Source organism: Roseateles saccharophilus, assembly GCF_031458095.1.
GTDB lineage: Bacteria > Pseudomonadota > Gammaproteobacteria > Burkholderiales > Burkholderiaceae_C > Pelomonas > Pelomonas saccharophila_A.
In genome coordinates this window covers 508274-534888 of the sequence record NZ_JAVDXU010000001.1, presented here as the reverse complement: position 1 = coordinate 534888, position 26615 = coordinate 508274, and the positions used below count along the sequence as shown (strand labels likewise).

Annotated in this window: 23 protein-coding genes, 1 tRNA gene and 1 pseudogene; 8 read left to right on the top strand and 17 right to left on the bottom strand. The window is 65.0% G+C overall.

The genetic code is table 11. The annotated features are described in order from the left end of the window. Positions 1–44 precede the first annotated feature (44 nt). Positions 45–1580 carry an alpha-N-arabinofuranosidase gene (locus tag J2X20_RS02255; protein ID WP_310260266.1) on the top strand — a complete coding sequence of 512 codons (1536 nt, stop codon included), beginning with the start codon at positions 45–47 and terminating at the stop codon, positions 1578–1580. On the opposite strand, the gene J2X20_RS02250 is transcribed toward J2X20_RS02255, so the two are convergent. The 10 genes from J2X20_RS02250 to J2X20_RS02205 form a co-directional block, all read right to left on the bottom strand. Continuing rightward, a complete protein-coding gene (locus tag J2X20_RS02250) occupies positions 1555–1806 on the bottom strand; it encodes a hypothetical protein (RefSeq protein WP_310260262.1) in 252 nt (83 codons plus the stop codon). The genes J2X20_RS02255 and J2X20_RS02250 overlap by 26 nt on opposite strands. 91 nt (positions 1807–1897) lie before the next feature. After that, positions 1898–2743: a PA14 domain-containing protein gene (locus J2X20_RS02245; RefSeq protein WP_310260259.1), complete on the bottom strand. Its 846-nt coding sequence runs from the start codon at positions 2741–2743 to the stop codon at positions 1898–1900. Between the two features lie 217 nt (positions 2744–2960). After that, complete coding sequence (locus J2X20_RS02240) at positions 2961–4409, bottom strand: nucleoside hydrolase-like domain-containing protein (RefSeq protein WP_310260256.1); 1449 nt, start codon at positions 4407–4409, stop codon at positions 2961–2963. 20 nt (positions 4410–4429) lie between these two features. Further along, a complete protein-coding gene (locus tag J2X20_RS02235) occupies positions 4430–5641 on the bottom strand; it encodes a glycoside hydrolase family 27 protein (RefSeq protein ID WP_310260253.1) in 1212 nt (403 codons plus the stop codon). 37 nt (positions 5642–5678) lie between these two features. Continuing rightward, positions 5679–7889, bottom strand: coding sequence for a beta propeller repeat protein (locus J2X20_RS02230; RefSeq protein ID WP_310260251.1), 2211 nt, complete (start codon positions 7887–7889; stop codon positions 5679–5681). Positions 7890–8090: 201 nt separating this feature from the next. Further along, positions 8091–9209 (bottom strand): glycoside hydrolase family 62 protein, encoded by a 1119-nt coding sequence (locus tag J2X20_RS02225; protein WP_310260248.1) that lies wholly within the window; start codon positions 9207–9209, stop codon positions 8091–8093. Between the two features lie 114 nt (positions 9210–9323). Beyond that, positions 9324–10490: a glycoside hydrolase family 5 protein gene (locus J2X20_RS02220; RefSeq protein WP_310260246.1), complete on the bottom strand. Its 1167-nt coding sequence runs from the start codon at positions 10488–10490 to the stop codon at positions 9324–9326. A 161-nt stretch (positions 10491–10651) separates the two neighbouring features. Continuing rightward, positions 10652–13444, bottom strand: coding sequence for a dockerin (locus J2X20_RS02215; protein WP_310260242.1), 2793 nt, complete (start codon positions 13442–13444; stop codon positions 10652–10654). 405 nt (positions 13445–13849) lie between these two features. Beyond that, the gene (locus tag J2X20_RS02210; protein WP_310260241.1) at positions 13850–15082 is read right to left on the bottom strand and encodes a LacI family DNA-binding transcriptional regulator; all 1233 of its coding nucleotides are present in this window, start codon (positions 15080–15082) and stop codon (positions 13850–13852) included. 119 nt (positions 15083–15201) lie between these two features. Beyond that, positions 15202–15657, bottom strand: coding sequence for a hypothetical protein (locus J2X20_RS02205; protein WP_310260238.1), 456 nt, complete (start codon positions 15655–15657; stop codon positions 15202–15204). A gap of 72 nt (positions 15658–15729) precedes the next feature. On the opposite strand from J2X20_RS02205, the gene istA reads away from it, so the two are divergent. The 5 genes and pseudogenes from istA (at position 15730) to J2X20_RS02180 (ending at position 19383) form a co-directional block, all read left to right on the top strand. Next, on the top strand, positions 15730–17262 hold the full coding sequence (gene istA / locus J2X20_RS02200; protein ID WP_310260234.1) for an IS21 family transposase: 1533 nt from the start codon (positions 15730–15732) through the stop codon (positions 17260–17262). Then, positions 17255–18046 (top strand): IS21-like element helper ATPase IstB, encoded by a 792-nt coding sequence (gene istB, locus J2X20_RS02195; RefSeq protein ID WP_310260231.1) that lies wholly within the window; start codon positions 17255–17257, stop codon positions 18044–18046. Before istA ends, istB begins: the two co-directional genes overlap by 8 nt. A gap of 259 nt (positions 18047–18305) precedes the next feature. Further along, positions 18306–18638 carry an IS66 family insertion sequence element accessory protein TnpB gene (tnpB, locus tag J2X20_RS02190; protein ID WP_310260228.1) on the top strand — a complete coding sequence of 111 codons (333 nt, stop codon included), beginning with the start codon at positions 18306–18308 and terminating at the stop codon, positions 18636–18638. Positions 18639–18702: 64 nt separating this feature from the next. Beyond that, positions 18703–19105, top strand: a pseudogene (locus tag J2X20_RS02185) (transposase domain-containing protein); the annotation flags it as partial. A gap of 86 nt (positions 19106–19191) precedes the next feature. After that, positions 19192–19383: a hypothetical protein gene (locus J2X20_RS02180; protein WP_310260222.1), complete on the top strand. Its 192-nt coding sequence runs from the start codon at positions 19192–19194 to the stop codon at positions 19381–19383. 513 nt (positions 19384–19896) lie between these two features. Here J2X20_RS02180 and J2X20_RS02175 read toward each other — a convergent pair. The 5 genes from J2X20_RS02175 to J2X20_RS02155 all read right to left on the bottom strand — a co-directional run bounded on the left by J2X20_RS02175 (position 19897) and on the right by J2X20_RS02155 (position 23675). Beyond that, positions 19897–20475: a tetratricopeptide repeat protein gene (locus tag J2X20_RS02175; RefSeq protein WP_310260220.1), complete on the bottom strand. Its 579-nt coding sequence runs from the start codon at positions 20473–20475 to the stop codon at positions 19897–19899. Then, complete coding sequence (locus J2X20_RS02170) at positions 20475–20675, bottom strand: hypothetical protein (RefSeq protein WP_310260218.1); 201 nt, start codon at positions 20673–20675, stop codon at positions 20475–20477. The genes J2X20_RS02175 and J2X20_RS02170 overlap by 1 nt, the downstream gene beginning before the upstream one ends. A 97-nt stretch (positions 20676–20772) precedes the next feature. Then, positions 20773–21465, bottom strand: a complete 693-nt coding sequence (locus tag J2X20_RS02165) for an RHS repeat-associated core domain-containing protein (RefSeq protein WP_310260215.1) — start codon at positions 21463–21465, stop codon at positions 20773–20775. A 259-nt stretch (positions 21466–21724) separates the two neighbouring features. After that, positions 21725–22207, bottom strand: coding sequence for a DUF5063 domain-containing protein (locus J2X20_RS02160; protein ID WP_310260212.1), 483 nt, complete (start codon positions 22205–22207; stop codon positions 21725–21727). A 283-nt stretch (positions 22208–22490) separates the two neighbouring features. Then, on the bottom strand, positions 22491–23675 hold the full coding sequence (locus J2X20_RS02155) for a tyrosine-type recombinase/integrase (RefSeq protein WP_310260209.1): 1185 nt from the start codon (positions 23673–23675) through the stop codon (positions 22491–22493). Positions 23676–23924: 249 nt separating this feature from the next. Between J2X20_RS02155 and J2X20_RS02150 the strand changes: the two genes are divergently transcribed. After that, positions 23925–23999 (top strand) — tRNA-Val (locus tag J2X20_RS02150). Positions 24000–24060: 61 nt separating this feature from the next. On the opposite strand, the gene J2X20_RS02145 is transcribed toward J2X20_RS02150, so the two are convergent. Both J2X20_RS02145 and J2X20_RS02140 read right to left on the bottom strand, forming a co-directional pair. After that, positions 24061–24552: a tetratricopeptide repeat protein gene (locus J2X20_RS02145; protein ID WP_310260206.1), complete on the bottom strand. Its 492-nt coding sequence runs from the start codon at positions 24550–24552 to the stop codon at positions 24061–24063. A gap of 29 nt (positions 24553–24581) precedes the next feature. Next, positions 24582–25256: a PEP-CTERM sorting domain-containing protein gene (locus J2X20_RS02140; RefSeq protein WP_310260203.1), complete on the bottom strand. Its 675-nt coding sequence runs from the start codon at positions 25254–25256 to the stop codon at positions 24582–24584. 226 nt (positions 25257–25482) lie between these two features. Here J2X20_RS02140 and sodC point away from each other — a divergent pair, with 226 nt between their 5' ends. Beyond that, positions 25483–26478 (top strand): superoxide dismutase [Cu-Zn] SodC, encoded by a 996-nt coding sequence (sodC, locus tag J2X20_RS02135; protein WP_310260200.1) that lies wholly within the window; start codon positions 25483–25485, stop codon positions 26476–26478. The last annotated feature ends 137 nt before the right edge of the window (positions 26479–26615 follow it).

Genomic DNA, 26615 nt, shown 5'->3' with positions numbered 1-26615 from the left:
ATTGCGCCTCACTCCAATTGCGCCCACCTGAAATGACAAACCCTGTGAACACCATCAAACACGGCCTCGCCGTTCTCGGCCTGATCGCTGCACCTGCATTCGCCGCCAACCCGGTCAGCATCCACATCGACGCCGGCAAACCCGGCCCGGTCATCAACAAGTACGTGTACGGCCAGTTTGCCGAACATCTCGGCACCGGCGTCTATGAAGGCATGTGGGTCGGCCCGAAGTCCAACATCCCCAACACCAGGGGCTGGCGCAATGACGTCGTCGGCGCGCTCAAGGAACTGCATGTGCCTCTGGTGCGCTGGCCGGGCGGCTGCTTCGCCGACGTCTACCACTGGCGCGACGGCATCGGCCCGCAGGACAAGCGCCCGAGCAACGTCTACGGGAACCACGTCGAAGAGATCAACGCCGTCGGCACCCACGAGTTCTTCGACCTGATCGAGATGATGGGCGCCGACGCCTACGTGAACGGCAACGTCGGGACCGGCAGCGTGCAGGAGATGTCCGACTGGGTCGAGTACATGACGTCGGACGGCGGTTCGCCCCTGGCCAGGCTGCGCGCGCAGAACGGGCGCGAGAAGCCGTTCAAGGTCGCCTACTTCGGTGTCGGCAACGAGCTGTGGGGCTGCGGCGGCAACATGAAGCCCGACTACTACGCGAACCTGTACAGCAATTACGAGCATTTCCTGAGAGCGCCAGAGACGTCCAGGCCGAAGATGATCGCCAGCGGTGGCAGCGGCTTCGACACGACGTGGACCCAGGTCCTGAGCAAGGAACTGAAGGGCCGCACCACTGGCATCACCGTCCACCAGTACACCGTCCCGACCGGCAACTGGGATGTCAAGGGCAAGGACCTCGGCTTCAAGGAAGGCGAGTGGATCTCGACCCTTGCCAATGCCTTGAAGATGGATCAGCTGGTCAAGGATCACGTGGCCGTGCTGGACAAGAACGATCCCGAGAAGAAGATCGGACTGATGGTCGACGAATGGGGCACCTGGTACGACGAAGCAGGCGCCAGAAGCGCGTTGTTCCAACAGAACTCCCTGCGCGATGCGCTCGTGGCGGCGCTGAATTTCCACATCTTTCATGAACACGCGGAGCGGGTCACGCTGACCACCATCGCTCAGATGGTCAACGTCCTGCAGGCGATGATCCTGACCGACAAGGAGAAGATGGTCCTGACCCCGACCTACTACGCGTTCCAGATGTACGCGCCGTTCCAGGATGCCAGGTCGCTGCCGCTGGCCATCAAGGACAACACCCGCTACGCCCTGGGCGCTGTGAATATTCCAGGCGTGAGCGCTTCGGCGGCGCGCGCCAAGGACGGCAAGGTGTACCTGGCGCTGGTCAATACCGATCCGAACAAGGCGGTCGACGTCGCCGTCGACGTCGACGGCACGAAGGTCCACGGTGCGGCCGGCAAGGTGCTGACTTCGGCAGCGATGGACGCGCACAACACGTTCCAGGACCCGCAGGTCATCAAGCCGGCAGCCTTCAGCGTGCGTGCCGCCGGCGGCAGGCTGTCGATCAAGGTGCCTGCCAAGGCCATCATGGTGGTCGCTTTGGAGGAATAGACGCGTCGCGCGCCAGCGCTTCGTGATTGCCTTCAGGATGCACGCGCTGCCGCAGTTTTGCCCGCTGTTCGACCATTGCGCGGAGCGTGGCTTCGTCGCGTTGCTTGTCGATCAGCTCCTGGGCCATCTGTCCGACGTCTGCGAAACGTGCGATGCGCGATGCTCTCATGAACACTCCCAAGTCAACGTTCTGCCCTTGGCCTGCATCAAACTGCTGGCCGTCCACGTCCAGCGCCCGGTCCGCGGCACGCCATCAAAAACCTGCTGCGGGTGGCGAAGAGCGTGTCAGGAGGCTGGATGATTTGGCTGCAACCGGGCTATCGCGGTGCCGAAGCGGCTGCGGGACGCCCGAGCAGCCGTTGTGGGATGTACTGGAAGTCGGCCATTCCCGGCTTCTTCCAGCCCAGCATCAGAGCCAGATCCGGGGCCGGTCCCTGGAAATAACGCACGCGGAAATTGCGCAGGCCCTTGGCCAGCTTCACGGTGGCCATCACCGGCTCCGGGGCATGGATGCCGTCGTTGTTGATCACTTCCTCGTCGTCCACGGTAAGGATGGCCCCGTCGTCGGACAGCAGCATGAGCTCCATGGTGATGTCCTGCGGCATGTTGACGGTGAAGCGGATGTCCAGCGCGAACCATTCGTTCACGTCCAGCCCCGGGAACCCGTCAGTGAATTTGCGCGGCGTGACGTCGAGCTGGGCCAGGCAGACTGTCTTGATGGGCTTGAGCCGGCGAATGTCCTTCACCGTAGTGAAGCTCGGTCGCAGGCGGTACACCTCCGCAATCATCTTGCGGTCGGGCGAGTCGGCGCATTCTTCAAACAGCTTGGGCGGCGCCGGGCTGCTGGCCGCAGGAGCGGCCGGCGCAGGCGGGGGAGCCGCGTTGACAGCCGGCTGTGCCGGCGCCGGTGCGGCCGCCACCAACGGCGCGGCGGCCTGTGGCACGGGCTCCACCTTGGGCACCTCGATGGGCGGGGGGTCGGGTATGGGCAGCATGCTCGGCGGCGGCGGCTCAGGCAGCTTGGGCGCGGGCGGCGGGGGTTCGGGAGGCCTGGGCGGCTGTTTGACCTCGACGATGCTGATCTGCAAATTGCGGGGCTTGGGCGGCGGCGCCTTGGCGCGCCATGACAGCACCGCTACCAGCAGCGCGAAATGGATGAGCACGGCGATGGTGATCGCGTAGCCGTTGTGGCCGCGTTGCCATTGAGGCCGTTGCGTCGGTTCGGCAGTTGGCGGGTTGGAGTCGTCGTGAGAGGACGCAGTCATATGTTCTTTTCTGGCTTTCGGCTGTTGTCTGGCAGCCTCCTAGGTTCATCGGCGCGTCGTCTTCCAAGGCTGGGCGCGTCGCATCGTGCTGGTGTTTGCATGCCGCGGCTCCGACTCAACGCGCCCGCGGCTCGATGTGCAGGATCACGCGCTGGTAGCGGGTGAGGGCGGGCGTGCCCTTGTCGGTGACCTGCACGATGACGTGGGCGGTGGCGGGCGCGTCCACCTCGGGCGTGCGCAGGCCGATGCGGGCCTGGACCTCGGTGCCCAGCGGCAGCGGGGCTTTCAGCGTGCCGGCCTCGGGGTAGGCGATCCACAGGAAGCTCAGGCTGTCGCCGTCCGGGTCGCTGCTGGGGCTGGCGTCGAGGGTGACCCACTCGCCGCCACGCACGTGCAGCTCGGCGGCATGGGCCAGGCGCGCGACGGGCGCGTGGTTGGCCTCGGCGGGCGGGCGCGTCGTCCACAGCATGCGGGCGGCGAAGTCGTTCTGGATGGCCTCGCGCCAGCGCCACAGCGTCACGGCCGCGTCGTTGTACTCGCGCTCCCCGGGCCTGACGGGGCGGCCGTAGGCGGCAGCAACCACGGGCCGGTAGCGGTCCATGGCGTTGGTCCAGATCGGGCGAGTCTCCTGCTCAACGGGCACGCCGCCGGTGAAGCCGTCCGGGTCGGTGTCCTCGCGGCGCGGCGTGTACAGCTCGTAGCGCCCGCCCCAGCCGCCCCAGTTCGGATGCTCGGGCGCGTTCAGGCCGTTGGGAATGATGCCAAGGAAGGAGGGCGTGTCGCCTTCCATGCCGTAGGCGATGTCGGGATAGGCGGCGCCGAGCGGACCGTGGCCTTGCTGGATGTGGCGGACGATCCAGGCGTTGCTGACGTGCTGGTTGTCGATGCCCTCGACCTCGCGGTGTATCGCGGTCCAGGTGGGGCGCGCATAGCTGCCGGGGCTGACGATGTAGAAGAGGGCCGGGAACTCGCGGCGCAGCCAGGCGCCGGTGTCGTCCTGGTCGGAGATGGTGTAGACGCGCAGGCGGCTGACCGCCGCGTCGACGGCTTCTTTCGGGTGCGTGCGCCGCAGGCTGTGCAGGGCTTGCGCCAGCGTGTTGGCACCGCCCCAGACGCTGACCCACAGCGGGCGTGGGTCGGGGCGTTCGAGCTCGCGCAACAGCAGCTCGGAACCGGGCGTGTCTCGGCCGTCACCGATGGCTTGCAGGCCGTAGCCGGGTTGCCCCGGCACGACTCGGGCCAACAGCTGCGCGGCATCGGGGTAGGCGCGGTCGTGCTGGCGCAGCCGGGGCAGCACCTGGGCGTAGCGCTGGATGACCCGTTTGATCGACTCCGGATGCACGCCTTGCTTCATGTGCACCGAGGTCGTGGCGACGAGGCCGCGCAGCTCGATGTCGTTGGCGTAGAGCAGCAGCCGCACGAGGGACTGGGTGTCGTCGGGCTCGTTCTCGATGTCGGTCAGGACAACGAGACGCGGCTTCGCGGGCGGCGCTTCAGGCGTGGCCAAAGCGCTGCCTGACAGCAGGAGCGCACCGAGCACGGCGGTGAATGCGTGTTTGAGCATGGGCTTACATGGGCCTGCAGTCAGCGCAGCGGCGTGACGCGCACCATGATCACGCCATGCGGTGCGACCTTGCCGCCGTAGCTGCCGCTGACGCTCTTCGTGACCTTCTTGCTCCACAGGTCCTTCACGTCGGCCTTCTGGTCGGCGGGCAGCCCGAGCAGGTCCCAAGCCACCTTCATGTTGGCCGGCGTCTTGCCGCGGTTGAGCAGCACAACGGTGTGCTCGCCGCCCTGCAGCGGACGCACCCAGACCTCCAGCTCGCCTTCCCTCAACGCGCGGCTGCCTTGCTTGCCCAACGGGTCCTGGTCGACGGCGATGACATCCTTGTTGGTGAGGATGCGCAGCGTGTCGGCGTCCATCTTCGAGAGGTCGTTGCCGGCGATCAGCGGCGCGGCCAGCATGGCCCAAAGGGAGAAGTGCGACTCGTACTCGGTGGTCGTCATGCCGCCGTTGCCGACTTCCAGCATGTCGGGGTCGTTCCAGCCGTTGGGGGCGGACTCGCTTGACAGCTCGGCGTTCATGTCGAGGATGTTGATCATGCCGTGCGACCAGCCCTTCTTGCCCTCCCAGGCGTCGTAGATGTCGCCCGTGGTGCGCCACAGGTGACCGACGGGGTGAGCCCAGCGGCCAGGCTTGCTGCCGCCCCAATCGCAGAGGGAGAACACGATGTCGCGACCCGATTCGCGCAGGGCCTTGGCCATGATGGTGTAGGCCGCCTCCGCATTGCGGGTGCCGGTGTAGCACCAGTCGTACTTGAAGTAGTCGACGCCCCATTTGGCGTACTGGAGCGCGTCCTGGAACTCATGGCCCGCGCTGCCCGGGCGGCCGAAGCAGGTCAAGGACCCGGCATCGGAGTAGAGGCCGAACTTCAGGCCCTTGCTGTGCACGTAGTCGGCCAGTGCCTTGATGCCCGACGGGAAGTGCTCGGGGTCGGCCTGGATGTTGCCGTCGGCATCACGGCTCTTCGCCTGCCAGCAGTCGTCGACGTTGATGTACTGGTAGCCGGCGTCTTTCATGCCGGAGGCGACCATCGCGTCGGCCTGTTCGCGGATCAGCTTTTCGTTGACGTTGCAGGCGTACTTGTTCCAGGAGCTCCAACCCATGGGCGGCGTCGGCGCGAGATTGGGCTTGGGAGCGTCGAGCTTGAGGGTGTCGTGCGCGTGGACCGGAAGGGCTGCCAGGGCGCCGAGCAGGGCCAGCGTGTGCGCGGCGCGTTGGATCAGGAGATGCATTTGGACTATCTGATGAGAGGTGAACGGTCAGGACGGGTCAGTTGCTGTACAGCAGGCCCCGGCCCGTGCCGCTGACGTAGATCCGGCCATACACGTTCTGGTCGGCCGCCATGACGCCGATGCCGCCGAACTGATGCGCGTCGTCGTTGAAGCGCGACCAGGTAGCGCCGCCATCGTCGGAGCGGTAAACACCCCACAGGCCGCCCACCACGCCCACCACATAGACCGCCGCCGAGTACGCGGCGCCGAGCTTGGGCTTGCCCAGTGCAACCGCCGAGGCGCCCTGCACGTCGGCCCATGGGTTGCCGGCAAAGATCGACGCGAAGGTGCTGAGCTTCGTCCACGTCGCACCCGAATCGGTCGAGTGGTAGACGGCGTTGCCATCGGCCAGCCAGAGGTCGCCTTCGGCGTTGGGGTTGACTGCAAACGAGGTGTTGGCGAAATAGTTGGGGGCCAGCCCCGCCGCCAACGAGCCGGCGCTCAGCGTGAACGTGTGACCGCCATCCGTCGAGACGTAGACCTTGCCCGGCGTGCCCCACCAATGGCCGCCGGAATCGTAGGCATAGACCTTGTTGGGGTTCTGGCGATCCGCGGCCAGCCGGTAGCCGCGAGGGAAGACGCTGTTGATGGCCGGCAGATTGGTCGCGACCCAGCTCGCGCCGTTGTCCGTGGTGTACGACGGCACCGAATTCGCCGGCGCCCAGACCGCTTTGTTGCGCGCGGTGACCGCGATGCTTGCTTCCTGGCTCGTGTTGGCCGCAGCGCCGGGGGCGAGGGTGACGAACCTTGCCCAGGTTTTGCCGCCGTCGCCAGACGAGAAACCGAAGCTCGCACCGGTGCCCAGGACGACGCCGATGGCGGCGAGATATTGCGGGTCGGCCCACGCCATGTCGGCGGCGAAGCCGTTGCTCCATTCGGTGCGCGGCGACAGGGTCGGCTTGGTCGCGAGGCTCGTGTGCACCCAGGGGCCGACGTCGCCCGAACTGTTGATCAAGGTGTACGTTGCGCCGACCGGCGGGGTGGCAAGGGCGAGGGTGGCGGTCTCCTCGAGCCCCTCGGTCGCGTCGCTCCAGCTCGGCGTGGCGGCGGAGGCGTTGCGTGTTTCCCAGATGCCGCCGCCATGGACGTGCAGCACGCGGTCGGGGTTGAGGGGATCGATCTCGACATCGTCGGTCCAGCCGGCGAACCCGTCACTGGGCAGCGTGTGCGGCATGGTGGCCGCAATCTCGCGCCAGGTCTTGCCGCCATCGACGGACCACTGGACGACCTGCTGGCCGTTCCAGTTGCCCCAGGAGTTGGTCACGCCCAGTGCAATGCGGGTGCTCGCGCCGCTGCCGGAGACGGACACGCCGCCAAGGCCGAACCCGGTGCCGCTCGTCCCCGCGTTCGGGTCCTTCAGCAAGGTCCAGTTGCTGCCGTCGAACTTGTAGAGCCGGGCGGGGCCGTCGGCACCCGGACCTGAGCCCTTGGTGAACACGACATAGAACATGCCGTCGGCCGCGCGCACCATGTGCGGAATGTGATGGCCGGAGATCGGCGTTGACACCGCGGCCCACGAAGCGCCGCCGTCGGCCGACTTGTACAGGTTCGAGAGGAGGCCCGCGGTTTGGACGTAGTCCGGCGCGATTGCGGCGTAGATCGTCTGCGTGGCCGAACCGCTGCCCTTGGTGCCGGTGTCGAACACCACCAGCTCGACGCCCATCGCGCTGCCGATGCCCAGAGCTTTGATCTGATCCTGGGTCAGCTGGACGTTCGACAATGAAGTGACCTGGGCCCAGCTGAGGCCCGAGTCGATGCTCTTCCACAGGCCGGCCGTGCGCGAGCCGTAGAACAGCGTCGAAGGCTTGTTGGGGTCGACCGCCAGCCGTTCGCCGATGGCCCGGCCGGGGTTGTTGCCGCCCAGGGGGAAGGGCAGGGCGATGTAGGTCCAATGGTCGCCGCGGTCGCTGGAGATGTAGAGGCGGCCGTTGCCATCCGACGTGTACATGCCGGCGGCCATGTAGACGAGCTGGTCGTTGTTCGGATCGACGGCGATGCTCTCGATGCCGTGGTAGCGACTCTCGCCGCCACTGAAGCCCAGGCCGTCCGTAATGGGCACCCAGGACGTCGTGCCCTGGTTCCAGCGGTAGGCACCGCCGATGTCGGTGCGCGCGTACAGCAAGTCGGCAGCGGTCGGATGGAAGACCAGGCCGCTGACATAGCCGCCGCCGCCGAACTTGACGCTCGTCCACGTCGCGAAGCCGGACATCGTCCCGCCACTGCCGCCCGGGGGAGGTGGAGGAGGCGGTGGCGGCGGCGTCGCGCCGCCAGGCGATGGGGGCGGGGGCAGCGTGTCGCCACCCGTGCTGCCACCCCCGCCGCCGCCACATGCCGCAGTGATGCTCGAGGCAAGAATGGAAAGGACAAAGGATCGTTTACTGCATTGGTTCATGAGCAATCCGGCGGGGGTTTACTTCTTGCACAGCTCGCTGATGGCGTTGGGGCCGGTGGCGGTGATCACGCCCAGCCGATAGGGCAGCTCGATGTACTCGTAGTTCTTGCCCTTTTCCATGTCCAGACCCTGGTAGACGAACTGCAGTGGCTTGCAGGGGTCGATGGCCAGCGTCTGGTCGATGCCGGCGCGGACCATCTCGCCGTGGGACACGCCTTCGGACCAGATCCGGTCGTTGAACTTGACGTTGTCTGCGCCGGCGAACCTGTTCATCGGGGCACCGGGAATGGGTTGCCAGCTGCCGTCCAGGCGATCCGCCGTCCACGCCCTGAAATACCTGCCGCTGGGCGACATCGCCTCGATCAGCGTCAGGTACTGGTTGGTGCCGGCGATCTTGTAGGTGTTGCTCGCCTCGAACACGTCATCGCGCTTCTCATCCAGGACGACAACAGGTTCGGCGAAGCCCTCAGGGAAACGCGCCAGGGTCGTCTCGGCGCGGTAGAAGCGGCCGTTGTCGCCGGTGAAGAAGAGATAGCACTTCTTGTCGTCGCAGATGTTCCAGAAGTCCAGCCAGGCCGCATTGCCCTTTTCGTCTTTGACGCTTGCCGGCACGGCCGCGTAGAAGGGCTTCGGCGCCGTCCACGACATCGGGTCGGCGATGTTGCTGGTGGTGGAATACAGCGGGTCACCCCCCTGGTAGATCAGATACCAGAGCTTTTGCGGCGCAAAGTAGTAGACCTGGGGGGCGGCGCGGTAGCCCGGCCCGATGGGTGACTTGTCGAGCATGAACTGAGGGGCCTTGGGGGCCTCGTCCCAGTTCGCAAAGCTCGTGTAGGCCATGCCCCAGCCGTTCTTTCCGGCCGTGGTCATGAAGACGTGGTAGCGGCCGTCGTGGTAGACGATGCTCGGGTCCTTGACGCCGAAGATGTCCGCCCGGTCGGCCGGCGGCTTGATCAGCGGCTCGCTGGATTTCCATTCAAAGGGGAGAGCCTTCGCCGGCGTATTGCCACTGACTCCGGAGCCTGGACTGGCGCCCGCGAGGCCCGTCGTGTCGCTGCCTGCGCTGCTGCCGCCGCAACCTGCCAGGCCGGCCGTGAAGATGGAAAGGGCGATGAGTCGTTGATTGCACTTGTTCATGAGGGGAAAGGTCTGGTTCGCTGATGGAAGGGCAGGGCGCGGCGGCACCTGGTCAGGGCGCAGGAGGCCGAAGGATCCCGCGCTGATCGGTGGGGGGCCAAACCCGCTCACTCCTTACTTCGCGTTGTCGACGATGGCCTTGATCAGTTCAGGGAAGTACTGCGCGCCGGTCGCGCGGTTGAACAGGCCCAACTGGTGGTTGGCGTCGTAGCCGTTGTCCCACCACACAGGCACGATGCCGTGCTGGACGGCGGACCTGGTCACGTATTTGGTCCAGTAGGTGCGATACATGCCGGCCGGGTCGTACTCGGACTTCAGGACCGCGCCGTATTCACCCATCAGCACCGGCATGCCGGTGTCGACGAAGCGGGTCTTCAGCTTCTGGAACTGGGCGTCGATGTGGGCCTCGTTGGCCCAGGTCTCCGTTGCCGCTGGGTTGGTCGCGATCGCACCCCACTGCCAGATCTTGCCCTTGTCATTGAGCGCGAAGTTGAACGGATCGTAGAAATGCACTTCGAGGAACAAGCGGTTGGCCGCTGGGTCCGTGGGTTTGATGAAGCCGCTGTAGGTCGAGTCGATGTTGGTGTTGAAGCCCTGCACCACCAGATGGCGCTTCGCGTTGTTGCCACCCGTGGCGCGCACCGCGCTGACGAAGACTTGGTTGAACCCGTTCTGGACGGCCTGGTACTCGGCCGTGGGTGGGCCGTAGTCGCCCGCAACCATGACCTCGTTGGTGCCGGCGAACAGCAGGTAGTCATCGTGGTTCTTGAAGTTGTTGGCGATCTGCGTCCACAGCTTGGCCAGGCGCGCGTTGGCACTGGCTTGGTGGGCATAGGTCGGGATGAGCCAGTTGCCTTCATGGTGCGTGTTCAGCACGACGTAGAGGCCGGCATTGCGGGCATAACCGACGACCTCGGTGACGCGTGCCATCCAGGCCGGGCTGACGTTGCCGTCGGCGTCGGCATGCTGGTTCCAGCTGACCGGAAGGCGCACGGTCTTGAAGCCGGCCGCCTTCACCGCGTTGAGCAATTGCTGGTTCACCAGCGGGTTGCCCCAGTTGGTCTCGTTGGGTGTTGCGTCCAGCGAGTTGCCCACGTTCCAGGCGGGCGACATTTGCTGCGACAGCTGGATGCTCGTCAGGTCTCGCATGGAGCCCGGTGCGGTGGTGGCCGCCGTGCCGTTGGCTGTCGAGCCGGCAGCGGTGCCGCTGCTTTGCGCCTGCGCGATTGATGCTGCGCTCGCGCCGAAGGCGAGCAGCAGTGCGGGTATCAAAGTTCTCATGTTCTGCTTTGCAAGGTTGAAAGCGCTCTTCCGGTTGCCTCCTCCGGAATCGGGCTTTTTGGGTGTCCCGGTTCGGAGCTTGGGCGCCACAAGAGACAGGTGATGGACGAGGCGGCAGGCCAGGCGCCCGAAGGTGGACGTTGGCCTGCCGAGCCATCCGTTCAATTGCTGTAAAGCATTCCTCGGCCCGTGCCACTGACGTAGATCCGGCCATAGACGTTCTGGTCGGCCGCAATCACGCCAATGCCGCCGAACTGGTGAGCGTCGTCGTTGAAGCGAGTCCAGGTGGCGCCGCCGTCATCCGAGCGATGCACGCCCCACACGCCGTTGCTCACGCCCACGACGTAGACCGCCGCCGAGTACGGCGCACCGGCCTTGGCCTTGCCCAGCGCGATGGCGCTGGCACCCTGCACATCGGCCCAGGGGTTGCCGATGAAGATCGACGCGAAGTTGCTGAGCTTGGTCCAGGTGGTGCCCGAATCCGTCGAGTGGTACACCGCGTTGCCGTCGGCCAGCCAGAGGTCGCCCTCGGCATTGGGGTTGACCGCCAGCGAGGTGTTCCCGAAGTAGTTCGGAGCCAGCCCTGCGTTCACCGAGCTCTGGCTCAGCGTGAACGTGTGGCCGGCATCCGTCGACGTGTAGACCTTGCCCGGCGTGCCCCACCAGTGGCCACCGGAATCGTAGGCATAGACCTTGTTCGGGTTCTTGCGATCGGCGACCAGGTGATAGGCGCGGGAGAAGATGGTATTGATCGCCGGCAGATTGGTCGCGACCCAGGTGGCGCCGTTGTCCGTGGTGTAGGACGGCACCGAGTTGCCGGGCGCCCAGACCGCCTTGCTGCGCGCCGTGATGGCGATGCTCGCTTCTCCACCCTTGTTGTCCGCGACGCCCGTCGGGTAGGTGGCGAACTTGGCCCAGGTCTTGCCGCCGTCGCCGGACCACATGCCATAGCCGGTGCTGTTGCCCAGGACCACGCCGATGGTGGCCATGTACTGCGGGTCGGACCATGCCATGTCGGCGGCGAAGCTGTTGCTCCATTCGGTGCGCGGCGACAGGGTCGGCTTCGTCGCAAGATCCGTGTGCACCCAGAGGCCGACATCGCCCAAACTGTTGATCACGGTGTACATGGCGCCGGCGGGGGGTGTGGCCAGGCTCAGCACGGCCGTCTCCTCCAGGCCATCGACCACTTCGTTCCAACTCGGCGTGGCCGAGGACGCGTTGCGGGTTTCCCAGACGCCGCCGCCAGAGACGTGCAGGACGCGCTCTCGGTTGAGCGGATCGATCTCGACATCGTCGGGCCAGCCCCAGAAGCCGCCGTCGGCCGGCGTATGCGGCATGGCGGCCGCGATCTCGCGCCAGTTGCGGCCGTCGTCGGACAGCCGGATGATCTGCTGGCCGGGGAAGCTGCCCCAGGTGTTGGTCACACCCAGCGCAATGCGCGTGGTCGCACCGGTGCCGGAAACGGACACGCCGCCGTAGCCCGCCGAGTCGTTGCTGTTGAGCAAGGTCCAGTTGCTGCCGTCGAACTTGTACAGACGGGCGGGGCCACCGGCGCCTGGGCCGGTCTCTTTGGTAAAGACCACATAGAACATGCCGTCTGCGGCGCGCACCATGTGCGGGATGTGATAGCCGGAGATCGGGACCGTGACCGGGGTCCACGAAGCGCCGCCGTTAGTCGACTTGTACAGGTTCGAGGCGAGGCCCGCTGTCTGGACGTAGTCCGGCGCGATCGGGGCGTAGATCGTTTGCGTGGCCGAGCCGCTGCCCCTGGTGCCGGTGTCGTAGACGACCGTCTCGACGCCCATCGCGCTGTTCATGCCCAGGGCATTGACCTGGTCTTGGGTCAGCTTGGCGCTGGACAGCGACGTGACTTGCGCCCAGGTGAGGCCGGAGTCGACGCTCTTCCACAGGCCGGCCGTGCGCGTGGCGTAGAACAACGTCGACGGCTTGTTGGGGTCGACCATCAGGCGCTCACCAATGGCCCGGCCAGGGTTGTTGCCGCCCAGCGGGAAGGGCAGGGCGACATAGGTCCACTGGTCACCGCGGTTGCCAGAGATGTACAGGCGGCCGTTGCCCCCGGATGTGTACATGCCGGCGGCCATGTAGACGCGCTGGTCGTTTGTCGGGTCGACGGCGATGCTCTCGACGCCGTGGAAACTGGCCTCGCCGCCACCGAAGCCCAAGCCGTCGGTGATGGGCACCCAGGACGACGTGGGCTGGTTCCAGCGGTAGGCGCCACCGATGTCGGTGCGCGCGTACAGCAGGTTAGCGGTGGTCGGGTGGAAGACCAGGCCGCTGACGTAGCCGCCGCCGCCGAACTTTGTGCTTGTCCAGGTGCCCACCTTGATGGAAAACGCCTGCTGCGTCTTGGCACCACAGCTGTTGGTGTAGGTGGCGATGGCCGTGCAAGCTGCGGGCGGCTGGACGGTCTGCTCGCGCGACGCACCGGCGGTGCCGCAGCCGCTCCAGCTCCACGTGCCGCCGGATGTCGGCTGCGGACCGAGGATGGCCGAGGCGCTGGTCATGATGGTGGCCGAAGCCGTTTGCGCCCACGAGCCGTTGGCATTGATATAGGGCGTGATGGCCGTCGGCGTGCAGGCGGTGCCAAGCGTGGCGTTGGCCGAGCCCGAGTTGTAGCTGCCCGCCTTGGTCGTGAACTTGACCCAGTACCAATAGGACATGCCGGTATTGGCTGAGGCGTCGACGTAGCTCCTGGCGCTGCTGGCCGGCACGGCGATGCGAGTGCGGCCGTTGGGATCGGCGTCGGTGTCTCGGTAGAGCTCCAGCGACGTGACGGTGCCGCTGACGGTCCAGCCAAGCTGTACGTTGCTGGCGGTCCCGGTGGCCGTGAGGCAGACGGTTACACCGCCACCGCTGCCGCAGCCTTGTGCCTGCGCGAGGCTGCCTGCGCTCGCGCCGAAGGCAAGCAGCAGGACTGGTGTCAAGGTTCTCATGTTTTATCTTTCAAGATTTGAAAGTGCTCGGCCGGTTGTCTCCTCCGGACACGAGCGGTATGCAAGGACGTGGCCTCAGTGCAGGGCTACGTCGATGCGCGCACCTGCTGCCCCTGCGTCACGGCGAGGCTGGCTTTGATAGGTCGGGCTGACGCCATCGTGGCGGCCAGGATCAATAGTGCAGGCGGCGGCTGATGCAGCTGGGTTCCCTCCGGCAGCTTCAATGGAAATGATTCGGCGCAGAATCAATTGGCGAAAAAGAAGTGCGGTCATACCGCACGGCAGTCATGGGCGGCACAACCTTAATTGGTCATACCGCGCCGCGATGATATTTCGATCGACCGCCGTACTAATCAGGGGAAAACCCATTGACAAGCGACCCGCGCGCCGCCGCGCCTCGTACCTTCAGAAAATCGTCAGCGGCCCATTGCGGGGAAGGGCGGCCAATGTTCGACCCGGAACAATTTCGACGGGAAGGACGATGTTGCGTGGGCCCTCGTATGGCGTCCCACCACGCTGCGCTTCGATCAGTTGCATGAGGACGGTGACGGCCTGACGACCCATTTCGAGCAGAGGCTGGCGCACGGTCGCCATGCGTAGCGTGCGGGCCAGCAAGGTATGGTCGAAGCCGGCAATCGAGATGTCCCGTGGTACGTTCAATCCGCGAGCCTCCAGCGCTTCCATACACCCGAAGGCAATGTCGTCGTTGCCGCAGAAGATGGCCTCGGGCAGCGGTTCACCGCGGTGGTCCTGCAGCCACTTTTCCATCACCCTCCGGCCGTCCACCACAGTGAACCATGTGCGGATCACGTGGTCGAAAGCAAGTTGCACTCCGTTTTCGGCATGCGCACGCAAGAAGCCAGCTACACGACGGTCTGCGCTCTTGTTGTGCGGCGGTCCGCCCACGCAGAGGATATGGCGATAGCCCAGTTCGAACATGTGGCATACGATGCCAAAGCCGCCCGCCTCGTCGTCCGCCTCGACGTTCACCTCAGCCTGCAATTGCCTTCCGGCATGGATCGTCACCAAGGGCGTATGTATTGGCAACCAGGTCGTGCTGTCATCTTCGAGATTCGGCGCCAGAACGACCAACCCGTCGACACGGCCGTCGCAAAGCGCCGGGATGCGCTGCGGAGCCTCATCCCAGCTGCTGAGGGGGAAGATGCATGTGGTCTGCTGGGCTTCCGTCGCGCCCCGCACGACGCCATTGAACAGTTCCTGGAAGTAGAGGTTCGGGTCCTCATAGGCGATGTTTGCAACGAAGCCGATAGCGTTGGACCGTTGACTGCTGAGTGCAAGCGCCGGTGCGCTTGGCAGGTAGCGCAGGCGCTTTGCCGCCGCCAGCACTCGTTCGCGCGTTTCCATTGAGACGCGAGCCGAACCCTTGCCGACTTTGAGCGCTGAGGATGCCGCTCTATCCGACACGCCGGCTTCTCGCGCGACGTCAGCGAGCGTGGGCAATTTGGGGCGACGGCTTTTCGTCGGCTGGGAGGGCTTGGGTGTCGAGGCGGACACTGACCGGTGGCGGGGTAAACGGGCGAGGCACTTTAGCACCGGGCTTCCCGCGAGCAAGGCCGCCAGCAGATTGACCGGCGCGACGCGAAGTTGGGGGAGGCTCTCGTTGGTGGCGCCAGCCATGGGCATTTCTGCGTCAGCACGCCAGTCGAAGACAAGTCAGTGTGACGATGCCAGCGGATTCTGCGCTCCCCCGCCTGAGTTGGCGTAGCCCCTAGCTGGCGCTCCTCCATCCTCCGCATCTACCACCTGAGGCTCTTGCCAGTGGTCGCCTGAGGTTGTAGACGCGCATTGACTTGGTCGACCGCCCGTTGGTCAGCACGAAGCGCGGTGAACAGATTTCGGGTCAGCCAGAAAGAGAACAACAGAGCACCGGCCATGTAGCCGATGAGTTCGGCAATCTCGATGATGCCCCTGATCGCCATGGTGACGAAGATGAACCACTCCCAGCCAACGACCAGCGCGAAGATCAAGTAGGCAACGTGTCGCCGATGCCGGGCTCGGTACAGCCCGAGGCCCTCCGGCGTGTCAGCTACCTTCCCATTGCGGACCAATGCCGCGTAGTGGACCTGCAGGTCAGGAACTTGGCACGCCAGCCAGCCGAGCTTCTGTTTTTGCGTCGCGGCCGGCCCAAGGGAAAAACGCTCTTGCGCAGCCTCCAGGTCTGTTGATTTCCTCCGAAACCTGACCCACCCCATTCAGTGATTTCCGTTCAAACCTGACCCACGTATGAACCCTAGCCTGCCGCAATTTGCGGCAGGAGCACTGGAGTGATTGACGTGGCGACACTGAGTGTCATCAGGCGGTGGGCCCTGCGCGAGCAGTTGTCCATCCGCGAGATAGCCCGACGCACCGGCCTGTCTCGCAACACCATCAGGAAGTACCTGCGCAGCGGCGACCAAGAGCCGACCTACGCCAAGCGGGCCAGCAAGAGCCGGCTCGACCCGTTTGCCGAGAAGCTGGCCCACTGGCTCAAGACCGAGGCCGGCAAGACGCGCAAGCAACGGCGCACCTTGAAGCAGATCCACGCCGAGCTGGTCACGCTCGGCTACGACGGCTCCTACAACCGCGTGGCGGCCTTCGCCCGCGACTGGGCCCAGAAGCGCCAGGAGGCCAAGCAGACGACGGGACGGGGCACCTTCGTGCCACTGGTCTTCGACGCCGGCGAGGCCTTCCAGTTCGACTGGAGCGAGGACTGGGCCGTGCTGGCCGGCGAGCGCACCAAGCTGCAGGTGGCGCACTTCAAGCTCAGCCACAGCCGGGCCTTCTACGTCCGGGCCTACCTGCTGCAGACCCACGAGATGCTGTTCGACGCGCACAACCACGCCTTCCGCGTGTTCGGCGGCGTGCCCAAGCGCGGCATCTACGACAACATGAAGACCGCCGTGGACAAGGTCCTCAGCGGCAAGGCGCGCGACGTCAACGCGCGCTTCGCCGCGATGGTCAGCCACTACCTCTTCGAGGTCGAGTTCTGCAACCCTGCCTCGGGCTGGGAGAAGGGCCAGATTGAGAAGAACGTGCGCGACGCGCGGCATCGGCTCTGGCAGCCGGTGCCGGCGTTCCCGTCGCTGGACGCGCTCAACGCTTGGCTGGAGGAGCGCTGCCAGGCGCTATGGAAGGAGATCTCGCACGGCCAGCAGCCCGGCACGGTGTTCGACGTCTGGAAGCTTGAGAAGCCGACGCTGATGAAGGTGCCGAGGCCGTTCGATGGCTTCATCGAGCACACCAAGCGTGTCTCGCCGACGTGCCTGGTCACCTTCGAGCGCACCCGCTACAGCGTGCCGGCGTCGTATGCCAACAGGCCGGTGAGCCTGCGCGTCTATGCCGACCGGCTCGTGGTCGCGGCCGAGGGCAACCTGATCTGCGAGCACAAGCGGGTCATCGAGCGCAGCCACGACACCATCGGCCAAACGATCTACGACTGGCGGCACTACCTCGCCGTGCTGCAGCGCAAGCCTGGCGCCCTGCGCAACGGCGCGCCGTTCACGGAGCTGCCGGTGGCCTTCAAGAAGCTGCAGACCGAGTTGCTCAAGAAGCCCGGCGGCGACCGCGAGATGGTCGAGGTGCTGGCCCTGGTGTTGCACCACGAGGAGCAGTCGGTGCTGGCGGCCGTGGAGCTGGCGCTGGAAGTGGGCGTGCCGACCAAGATGTACGTCATCAACGTGCTGCACCGGCTGCTCGATGGCAAGGCCGAGCCACCGCCGGTGGACGCGCCGCAGGCGCTGCGCCTGGTCAACGAGCCGCAGGCCAACGTGGACCGCTACGACGCGCTGCGCGAGGAGAGGAAGGTGCGCCATGCGTGAGACCAAGACCAACGCCCTCGTCGTCGCGCTGCGCGAGCTGAAGATGTTCGGCATGGCCCACGCCGTGGGCGAGCTGGCGGAGCAAGGGGCACCGGCCTTCGAGGCCGCGCAGCCGCTGCTGGCGCAACTGCTCAAGGCCGAGACCGCCGAGCGCGAGGTGCGTGCCGTGGCCTACCAGCTCAAGCAGGCTCGCTTCCCGGTCTACCGTGACCTGGCCGGCTTCGAGTTCGCGCACAGCGAGGTCAACGAAGCCTTGGTGAGGCAGTTGCACCTGGGCGACTTCATGGATCGGGCAGAGAACGTCGTGCTCGTCGGCGGGCCGGGCACGGGCAAGACCCACCTGGCCACGGCCATCGGCGTGCAGGCGCTGGAGCATCACCGACGTCGGGTGCGCTTCTTCTCTACGGTCGAGCTGGTCAACCAGCTCGAGCAGGAGAAGGTCTGCAACAAGACTGGCCAGATGGCGCACCGGCTGGCCCACATGGACATGGTCGTGCTCGACGAGCTGGGCTACCTGCCGTTCAGCTCGTCGGGCGGCGCGCTGCTGTTCCACCTGCTGAGCAAGCTCTATGAGCGCACCAGCGTCGTCATCACGACGAACCTGAGCTTCAGCGAATGGGCCAGCGTCTTCGGCGACGCCAAGATGACCACGGCGCTGCTGGACCGGCTCACGCACCACTGCCATATCCTTGAAACCGGCAACGACAGCTACCGCTTCAAGAACAGCTCAGCTCAACCCACCACCAAGAAGGAGTCCAAACCGAGGAAGTTACCCACAACCTGAGCCCGAGAGGCTCAAACAAGGGTGGGTCAGGATTGGACGGAAACGGTGGGTCAGGATGGCGTGGGAATCAACACCAGGCCCCTACCGGACTCGCCAAGACAGGCGAGTTCATCGCGCTCCCGCTCCCTGCGCCGACGGAGCCCGCCGCGGTGGCATCTGAAGTCCGACTCGAACTCAGGCGCGGGCCGGTCTCGATCACGGTCACCTGGCCGGTCAGCGCGGCGGCAGAGCTTGCCGCGTGGACTCGCGAGTTGTTGCGGTGATCCGCGTCGACGCCGTGTGGCTGTCGGTCGAGCCGCTGGACATGCGGGCTGGCACCGAGGCAGCCCTGCGGCGCGTGGTCGCTGTCTTCGGCGCTGCTCGCCCCCACCACGCTTACCTGTTCGCAAACCGCCGCGCCAACCGCATGAAGGTGCTGGTGCATGACGGCATCGGGGTGTGGCTGGCAGCTCGACGCCTCAACGCGGGCCGCTTCGTCTGGCCCCGCGACGTGACCGGCACGTTGAGCCTGAGCCGCACTCAGTTCGAGGCCCTGGTGCTTGGCCTGCCCTGGCAGCACGTCGGCGAGGCCGGCGTCATCACGCTGCTGTAGCGGCGCGTCCATTGCGGCATCTGCCAATGGGCGGCGAGGCGCGCGGCGGGCAGCATCACCACTCGTGATTGCCGACGACCTCGACACGCTCGATGCCCACCAATTGCGCGATGCCCTGCGGGCTGCACGCGCCGAGGCTGCGTTCAAGCAGGCCGTCATCGAGAAGCTCACGCACGAGAACGCCATCCTCAAGCGGCTGAAGTTCGCAGCGCAGAGCGAGCGGTTCGGCGCCGAGCAGAAGAGCTTGCTGGACGAGACGCTGGACAGCGACCTGGCGGCGGTGGCCGCCGAGATTGAGGCGCTGCGGCCAAGCCGCGCTGCTGGTGATCGGCAACAGCCCCCGGCGCGAGAAGCTGCCGGCGCATCTGCCGCGCCGCGACGTGTGCCATGAACCCGCGAACACCACCTGCAGCTGCGGCCAGGCCACGCAGCGCATCGGCGAGGACGTGGCCGAGAAGCTGGACTACCCGTCAAGCAGGCGATGGCGTCGCCGCATGACACGGGAATCGTCCAGCATTAGTGAGCGCTGCTGCTATCGAGCAGGCGTGCGTATGTGCTGATCCAGCTCGTGGTCTGCAACTTTTTCCGGCCGGTGCTGCTCAGAACCAAATCCAACCGTTCGTGGAGCGGGAGCTTGCTTTCCAGATTGGGTCGCGGCCAAAAAGAAGGCAGCTCCGGCGAAGAAGCGGGCCAAGCCGACCAAGGCGGCGGTCGCCGCAAAGTCGGCGGCGAAGGTGCCCGCTAAAAAGGCCGCCAAGGTGGCGTCGCCGCGGAAGGCTGGCCCGGTCGGCGACTACATCGACGGTGGCTATCAGGCCGAATAACTGCTTCGTCGATCACGCCTTGTGGTTCGATCGATACGGCCTGAATTCGACGAGCTTGTCCATTACGTAGCTCAAGGCCACGCGACGGCGCGACTCCATGCTCGGGCACCACCCGCCAGCGCTACTTCGTGCGCCGAGCGCCGTCGACCTCGATCTGCTAGCGGCCTCAGCTTTGGTTGGGCGCGAGATGCGGAGAAGTCATTGCTTCGCCCGCAACGGTATCAGCCGTGAATTCAATCGGCAGTTCGAAGGCGCAGAGGGCATTGAGCGCCGAAGGGCTCAAGTCAAACGCGATTTCAGTTGGTCCGCCTTCGCGAAGTTCCCCGCAAACTAACATGTCGATCCATGCCCGCTCCGCACCGGGAAGTCGGCTGAGCCTGAACCGTGCGGCGGCAATCGGCGGGTGCCTCGGTCAGGCAAATCGAACAGGCCGATCAATGAGTAATCGACTGCAGAACATCATTGGCCTGACCGAATCCAAGATCGCCAGCTTTGCGCAGAAGTTCAAGTGCGGAATCTGTCGGTCTCCCATCGTTGAACTGGCGGAGGGCGAAGAGGTAAATCGTCTCCGGATTTTCAAGTTTGAAAGCGCTTTGATACCAGCTTTCTGCCGCCTCTTTGTCCACTGGATAGCCGTACTGGCCACGCTCGTAAAACCAGGCCAAGTGGTGTTGCGCCTCGCCGTGACCACCTTCTGCCGCGCGCTCGAGCCAATAATTCGCCCGCGCTATGTCCAGCGGCAAAAGGTTCCCGAAGCGGAAATGCTGCCCAAGTTGCCATTGCGCCTCGACGTCACCGTTTTCGGCCAATTCTTGAAAGCGGGTAAGCCAATGAGCACTTCGATCCGGACTGGCGGGCGCCCCTACCCCGTCTCGGTACCAAAGCGCCGCGAGAAAGCAGGCGGAGGGGTCCCCTGACTTTGCGCATTGCTCCATTAGGGCCAGTGCCAGCGTCTCGTCGTCGGCGTCATACGCCGCCATTGCATTTAAAAACTCGGAAGACCTTTTCTTCATCAATCACCTGGCTGTTTAGGGCCTCCGCCGCGGCCGCGCCAACCGCCCAGTCGAAGTAACTGATTGGGGCTCGGCCAGCCGCGATGGAAGGTGTTTCGATTGACCCGATCGAGGAACTTCTTTTCACCTTCGGTCAGGTTCGCGCATACACGCTGGATCTGCTTGCTTTTCGCGTATTCCTTGGCATCCTTGTCTTCCAACGGAGTCCAAGTTTCAGTCGATATTCTGACCTCTCGACCTGAACTGTCGAAAGCGTGAATATGGTAGGCATTGCCGCCACCCCATCTGGCGTGCTCCTTACCTCCAACTTGAGGCCCGGGGTAAGCGTGCATAACACGCCACCTTCGTTGTAAACATGATCAGCCCTTCCGGGTCAATCAGGCTTAACGGATTTCCTGCGGCGTAGGCGTATGTATTCGTACCACCTTCAAACCCAATCGGATCCGATTGGAGGTATCTACCCAACTGTTGATCGAAATAGCGATTCCAGTTGTACCAAAGACTTGTCGCCGCATCGTAGTATTGACCAGGGAAACCGATATTCAGGCCTCCAACGGTATCGACTACCACCTTACGACTCCAGGCCGAGTTCTCGGCCCGCCAGACAGTTGCTCCCGCGCTATTGGTCATCACTTCAGGACGGCCCAAATGGTCGTTGTGAGAGTGGTAGAACTGACCAGAGCGCAAGATTCCCAGCAACTCTCCGTCGAACCAAACATAGGCGGTGTTCGTTGAACCCGCATTACTCGTGACGGACTCGTCAAGCATTTGTCCAGACTCGTCGTACACAAACCGGGCGTAGCCGTCGTCCCGGTTCTTCAGAGTCCGCTGATTGAGTGCGTTGCTGACGTAGTTATTGATTCGTGCTCCGTTCACATCGACGCTGCTCAAGCGTTTGAAGGCATCGTACGCACTATGGACCAAGCGCCGCGCGCCGTCGTGCGGTCGCTGGCAATGAAGCTGTTGCGGACTTGGCTGACGTCCGATCATGCGCGATTCATCCGACGCTTTGTATCTGGCGAGGACCTCAAGACCCAGCTGACCGAAGCGGGAGCACGCACGCTTCCAGAGCGCGCGTGGTGCGCCCGCGTACTGACCTCCCGACCGCCAGGACCTCGTCGGCATGCCGATGCGAAAACCACGAAATCAAGGTGAAGCGCCAGATCACGGGCAGCTCACTGACGCGAAGCAGATTTGCGGGCGCGACCCTATATTTCGCGAGAGCCCTCTTGCGCACGCGCCTAAAGACCTAGCCGAGATTCGAAATCGTCAGTCCGTGAAGCGCGAGTAGCGCGCCCGCACAGTGACGCCCCCAATGAACGCGATGCAAGAACGACCACTGCCATAGCGCCTCAGCGACATCCCCATCTTCGAACAACATGAGCCCGCGGCGTACGTCCTTATAGATGTCCAGCAGGTCATCTCCGATGTCGCCGATGACAGGCTGGTCGTCCAGTTCCGGAGCCGGATCAAACACTTCGCGGTAGTACCGGCCATTGAAGACCGCCAGATTGGTCTGCGCACGCACCAGGACATCGCCTGGCAGGTCGGGCAGGCCATCCTCATTGTCGGAATCGACTGATGGGAGCACGACGCCTAACCCGTATAGGCGAGCCAGCCAAGACGCGGCGTGCACATCGGTGCGCTCAGCGCTTTCATCCTCGCACCAGAGACAGAAGCCTTGCGCAGCGGTAGCGAAGTCCAGGACTGATTGATCTTGGTTTGGTGTCATGCGCTGAGCGCCTGTTTTCCTGCAACGTGGCTCGGGCATTGTGCAGTGGCGCAAGACCGCAGTTCATGGCTGTCGGTGGATCGCGCAGTCCTCCAAGATGCGCTTGATAGATTAGTTATGGAGGCGCCTGGAAGGTAGCACGCAAGGAATGGGAGCCAAGTGCAGCGATAGCTGCCGCACGCCTGCAGTCCTAACGGTCACACAGAAATCGGCAATATTTGTTAGTTCGGACCGGTGCATGGATCGGCATGCCCGGCAAGAGCTACGCCTGCAAACAAGGGCTTTAAAGCGCGAGCGTTGCTAATGCGGCCGCGGCATGATCGGCCCTCAGATGGCCGTAGTGGCGCTCGATCATTGCGACGCTAGTTCCGGACAATTGCGCCACGGTGAGGAGGTCAAGCCCGCCGGTCACGAGGTCCGTGATGGCGCTATGCCGCAGCGCCAAGGCGACCGTGTCCGCTGGTAAACCGACCTTGGCTGCGGCCAGCTTGATTGGCTTTTTCCAATCATCCTTAGTCCATGCTTTGCCGTCGGCTCGGGTGAACAAGAGGGCGGTTGGTGGTTTGTCTTTCGCGAGTTCGCGGAAGAAGTCGGCGGTGTCCTTGGGCAGTTTCAACTTCCGATCTCGGCCTGCCTTGTCCTTGCCGACCGTCAAGACGTCAAGGCGCGACTCAAACCTGCCTACAGTCAGCGCTGCGAGGGCGCCTGGTCGGAGCGGCAGCCGTGCAAGGCCTCGTAGAAACTGAGCGAGGTCAGTGGGTGAGGCTGTGATCAGCGTCTTGCGCTGTGGGAGATCCAGGTAGACCTCGCGTGCCGTTCCGGCGTTTTCGACGGCGCGGAGTGCCACCCTCCACGCGAGATCATTGCTGACTTGCGCGAGGTCATAGGCGTAGTTAAGGGCGGCACGCAGCGACGCCATGTCGCGGTTCAGGCTTGACGCTGATCGCGGGCGCTCAACGCGATTCTTTTCGGCGGCGTGCGGATTGACGATGACTGGGGTGGCCGCGAGCTTCTTGCGCCACGTCTCAATATGCCGCCTGGTCAGTTTTGGCAGCGCGATTTTCGCTATGGGTTCGGGGTCAACCCAGCGCCGGTAGCGCGCCCGGACGTCTTCGGCGCGCTCCTCGCCTTTCGTCGCAAGGATGTGATCGGCGTAGTTCGAACAGGCCGCCTTCACCGTCACGATCTCGCTGCTGCCTCCGCGACCGAGATGGCTGAACCAGGCGTCGGCTGCCTCCTTGGCGGCGCTGAACCGCTCTGACGGTGGTCGGTCGGAGAACTCGCCGAGTGCCTGCTTCGGTCGTTCGCCGGTCTCGGCGTTACGGTACCGAGCTACCCATGAACCGATCGACCCGGTTGCCATCTTGCGGAAGCCAAGCATGCAGCCTGAGTCCAGCCGATGCCAGTAGGGCTCGCGGCGGGGCTTCAGTTTTTCGCGGGCAATCACGGTGTCCAGCTTCACCGTCATGAAGCCTCCAGAGCACAAGTTTTCATGGCTCTAGGGTAGGCCAAAAGTAGGCCAAAGTGGGCCACAAGTAGGCCAAAACCGCTTGGTTCAGTCGGGACGTTGTGGGATTGTTTTCATAGGAGAAATACAATTCCAAGAAGTCCCAAGAAATCCAATTTCCCTTCATTCACACGGCAGGGGTCGCAGGTTCGAACCCTGCACCGCCCACCAAGCCTGGCTTGGAACCTGGAAAACGGCCACCGAACACCCGGGCGGTTAGCTCAGCGGTAGAGCACTGCCTTCACACGGCAGGGGTCGCAGGTTCGAACCCTGCACCGCCCACCAGATCCAGACCCGGCCTCGTGCCGGGTTTGTCATTTCTGGCTCCAGTGTGCGACGACTGTATCTACCAACCCTGGGCCAGGTATTTGTTGCCGTTGGCCTGATACCGGGTGATCGCCTCCTTCAATTCGTTGTACTGCTGGCAGCCGGCCTTGCACTCGGCCGCCAGCGTGCTCAGGCGCGCCTGCGCCTTTGCGAGCTCACCTTTCATCAGGTAGAGCTCGCCGGAGTATTCGAGGGCGTTGCGGTGGTGTGGGTCGATGCGCAGCGCCGCGTCGTAGTGGCGCTCCGAGGCCGCCAGATCAGCGTTGCCTGACTTGCGCAGCACATAGCCCATGAGGTTGTTCCAGTCGGCGTTGCCGGCATCGTCGACGCGCCGCAGCTCCGTCAGGGCGGCGGCCCATTGGCGCGCATCGATCAGGGTCCGGGCGGCGGCCAGCGGGTTGGCGGCGGCTGCGGGCGCTGGGGCCGGGGCCGGGGCCATGGTGTCGGCGGCTTGCGCGAGCTGAGCCAGCAGGGCGGCAGCGCAGAGGGTCAGGGCTTGCAGGGACTTCATGGGGTGCTCCTTGGAGGTTGGGGTGGGGATCAGGCCTTGATCTGGCGCTTGCGCAGGCCGGCGACGCCGACGAGGCCGGCGCCGATCAAGGCGACGGAGGAGGGCTCCGGGACGGTGGCGACGAAGTTGTCGGCCGTGAAGCGCGGCAGCGTGTCGATGGCCGCCTGGCCGGTGGGTGAGACGATGCGCGCCAGCACGCTGAGGTCGGCGCTGGCGTCGTTCAGGTTGGTGGAGAACACCAGGCGGTTGACGTCCAGGACGCTGTTCTTGTAGATGAAGAAGCCGGCACCGTCGGTGCTGATGCGGCTCGCGATGAGGTTCGCCGCGTTGCCGGCGCCAAACGGCGTGGCGGGGTTGGCGTCGTTGTCGATGTCCTGCAGCACGATGACATTGAAGCCCGAGCCGGGGATGGCGCTGGAAGGGGCGTTCAGGAAGTGCAGGGCGCTCACCGCGTAGGCGCTGAAGGCCCCGAGGTCGAAGACGAAGCTGTCCTGGCCGACGGCGAAGGAGGGGAGGGTGCGCTCCTGGCCCGAGAAGACCTGGCGCCCCGGCGTGGCGAGCGCGGTGCTGCCGGCGAAGGGATCGGTGTTGAACAGGACGGGGGCGGCGTTGACCGACGTGGGCGCTGCGGCGGCCATCAGGGCCAGCGAAGCACAGGCCAGCGCGCGCGATGCCGAGATGCGGCCGAGGGAAACGAAGTGCATGGGGATTCCTTGGGTTGTGGGCGGAGGGATGTGCGCCAAAGCGCGCACCAACCCCACCTACGAATTCGGCCGCGTGGCGGACTACCCCTGAAACGTGGGGGGGCGGCCGACGCGGCGATTTGTAAAGAAGTCGAACTTCAGACGTCCGGCGCGCGGCCGCTCTCGTAAGTGGGTTCCGGCGGGGCTTTCCGCCCTCACAAGCAACCGCAACAAGACTGGAATCCCGATGAAGATCTTCCCGATGCTGAGCCTGGCGCTGGTCGCCGGCCTCGCCTTGCCCGGCACAACCCACGCGGCCGACCAGACCGTCACCCTGTACGAAGCCCGCGCGGATGGTGCGGGCCCGAGCGTGGGCACGATCCGCGTCGAGGAGACGGCCTACGGGCTGGCCTTCCATCCTCAGCTGGCCGGCCTGCCCCCGGGCCTCCACGGCTTTCATTTCCACGAGAACGGCTCCTGCGCCCCCTCCACCGCGGCGAATGGCAATGTCGTGTTGGCCGGCGCGGCAGGTGGCCATTTCGACCCCAAAGCGGCGAAGCACCACGGCGAGCCCTGGGGCGACGGCCATCTGGGCGACCTGCCGCCGCTTTATGTGAATGCCGATGGCCAAGCCACGCAGCCCGTGCTCGCGCCGCGCCTCATGAAGCTGTCGGACATCGCCGGTCGTGCGCTGATGCTTCACGTCGGCGGCGACAACCATGCCGACCATCCCGCGATGTTGGGCGGCGGCGGTGCTCGGCTGGCCTGCGCCGTGGTGGGCGGCGCTGCCCCGCTGCAGCCCGAGGCGGGGCTCGACACCCTGCTGCGAGTCCATGCGGTGGGCCAGCAGATCTATGAATGCGGCAAGGACGCACAAGGTGCCTGGGCCTGGCTGTTCAAGGGGCCGCAGGCCGATCTCTTCGACGCCGCCGGGCTCAAGGTGGGCACCCATGGCGCGGGCCCGTCCTGGGCGCTCAACGACGGGTCCAGCCTGGTCGGCCAGGTCCAGGCCACCGCGCCGGCACCCGTGCCCGGCGCCATCCCCTGGCTGCTGCTGGGGGTCAAGGCGCGCAGCGGCACGGGCCTGCTGGACAAGGTCTCGGCCATCCAGCGGCTGGCGACGCAAGGGGGTGTCGCGCCCGCGAAGGAGGGCTGCACGGCGGCGACGTCGGGCCAGGCCGCGCGGGTGGCCTATGCGGCCGAGTACGTATTCTGGGCACCCGGGCCTGCCGCCGCCCGGTAGGCACTCCCGGCAGGGCCGCATTACGGCGTGCGCGGGGCTTTGGATGCATTGAAGTTGTCAATCGATACCATCAAAACAAATACCTTCCTGGCGCCGGCCGCGATGACCAGAATCGCGGCCTCCTCCAGGGAGCGATA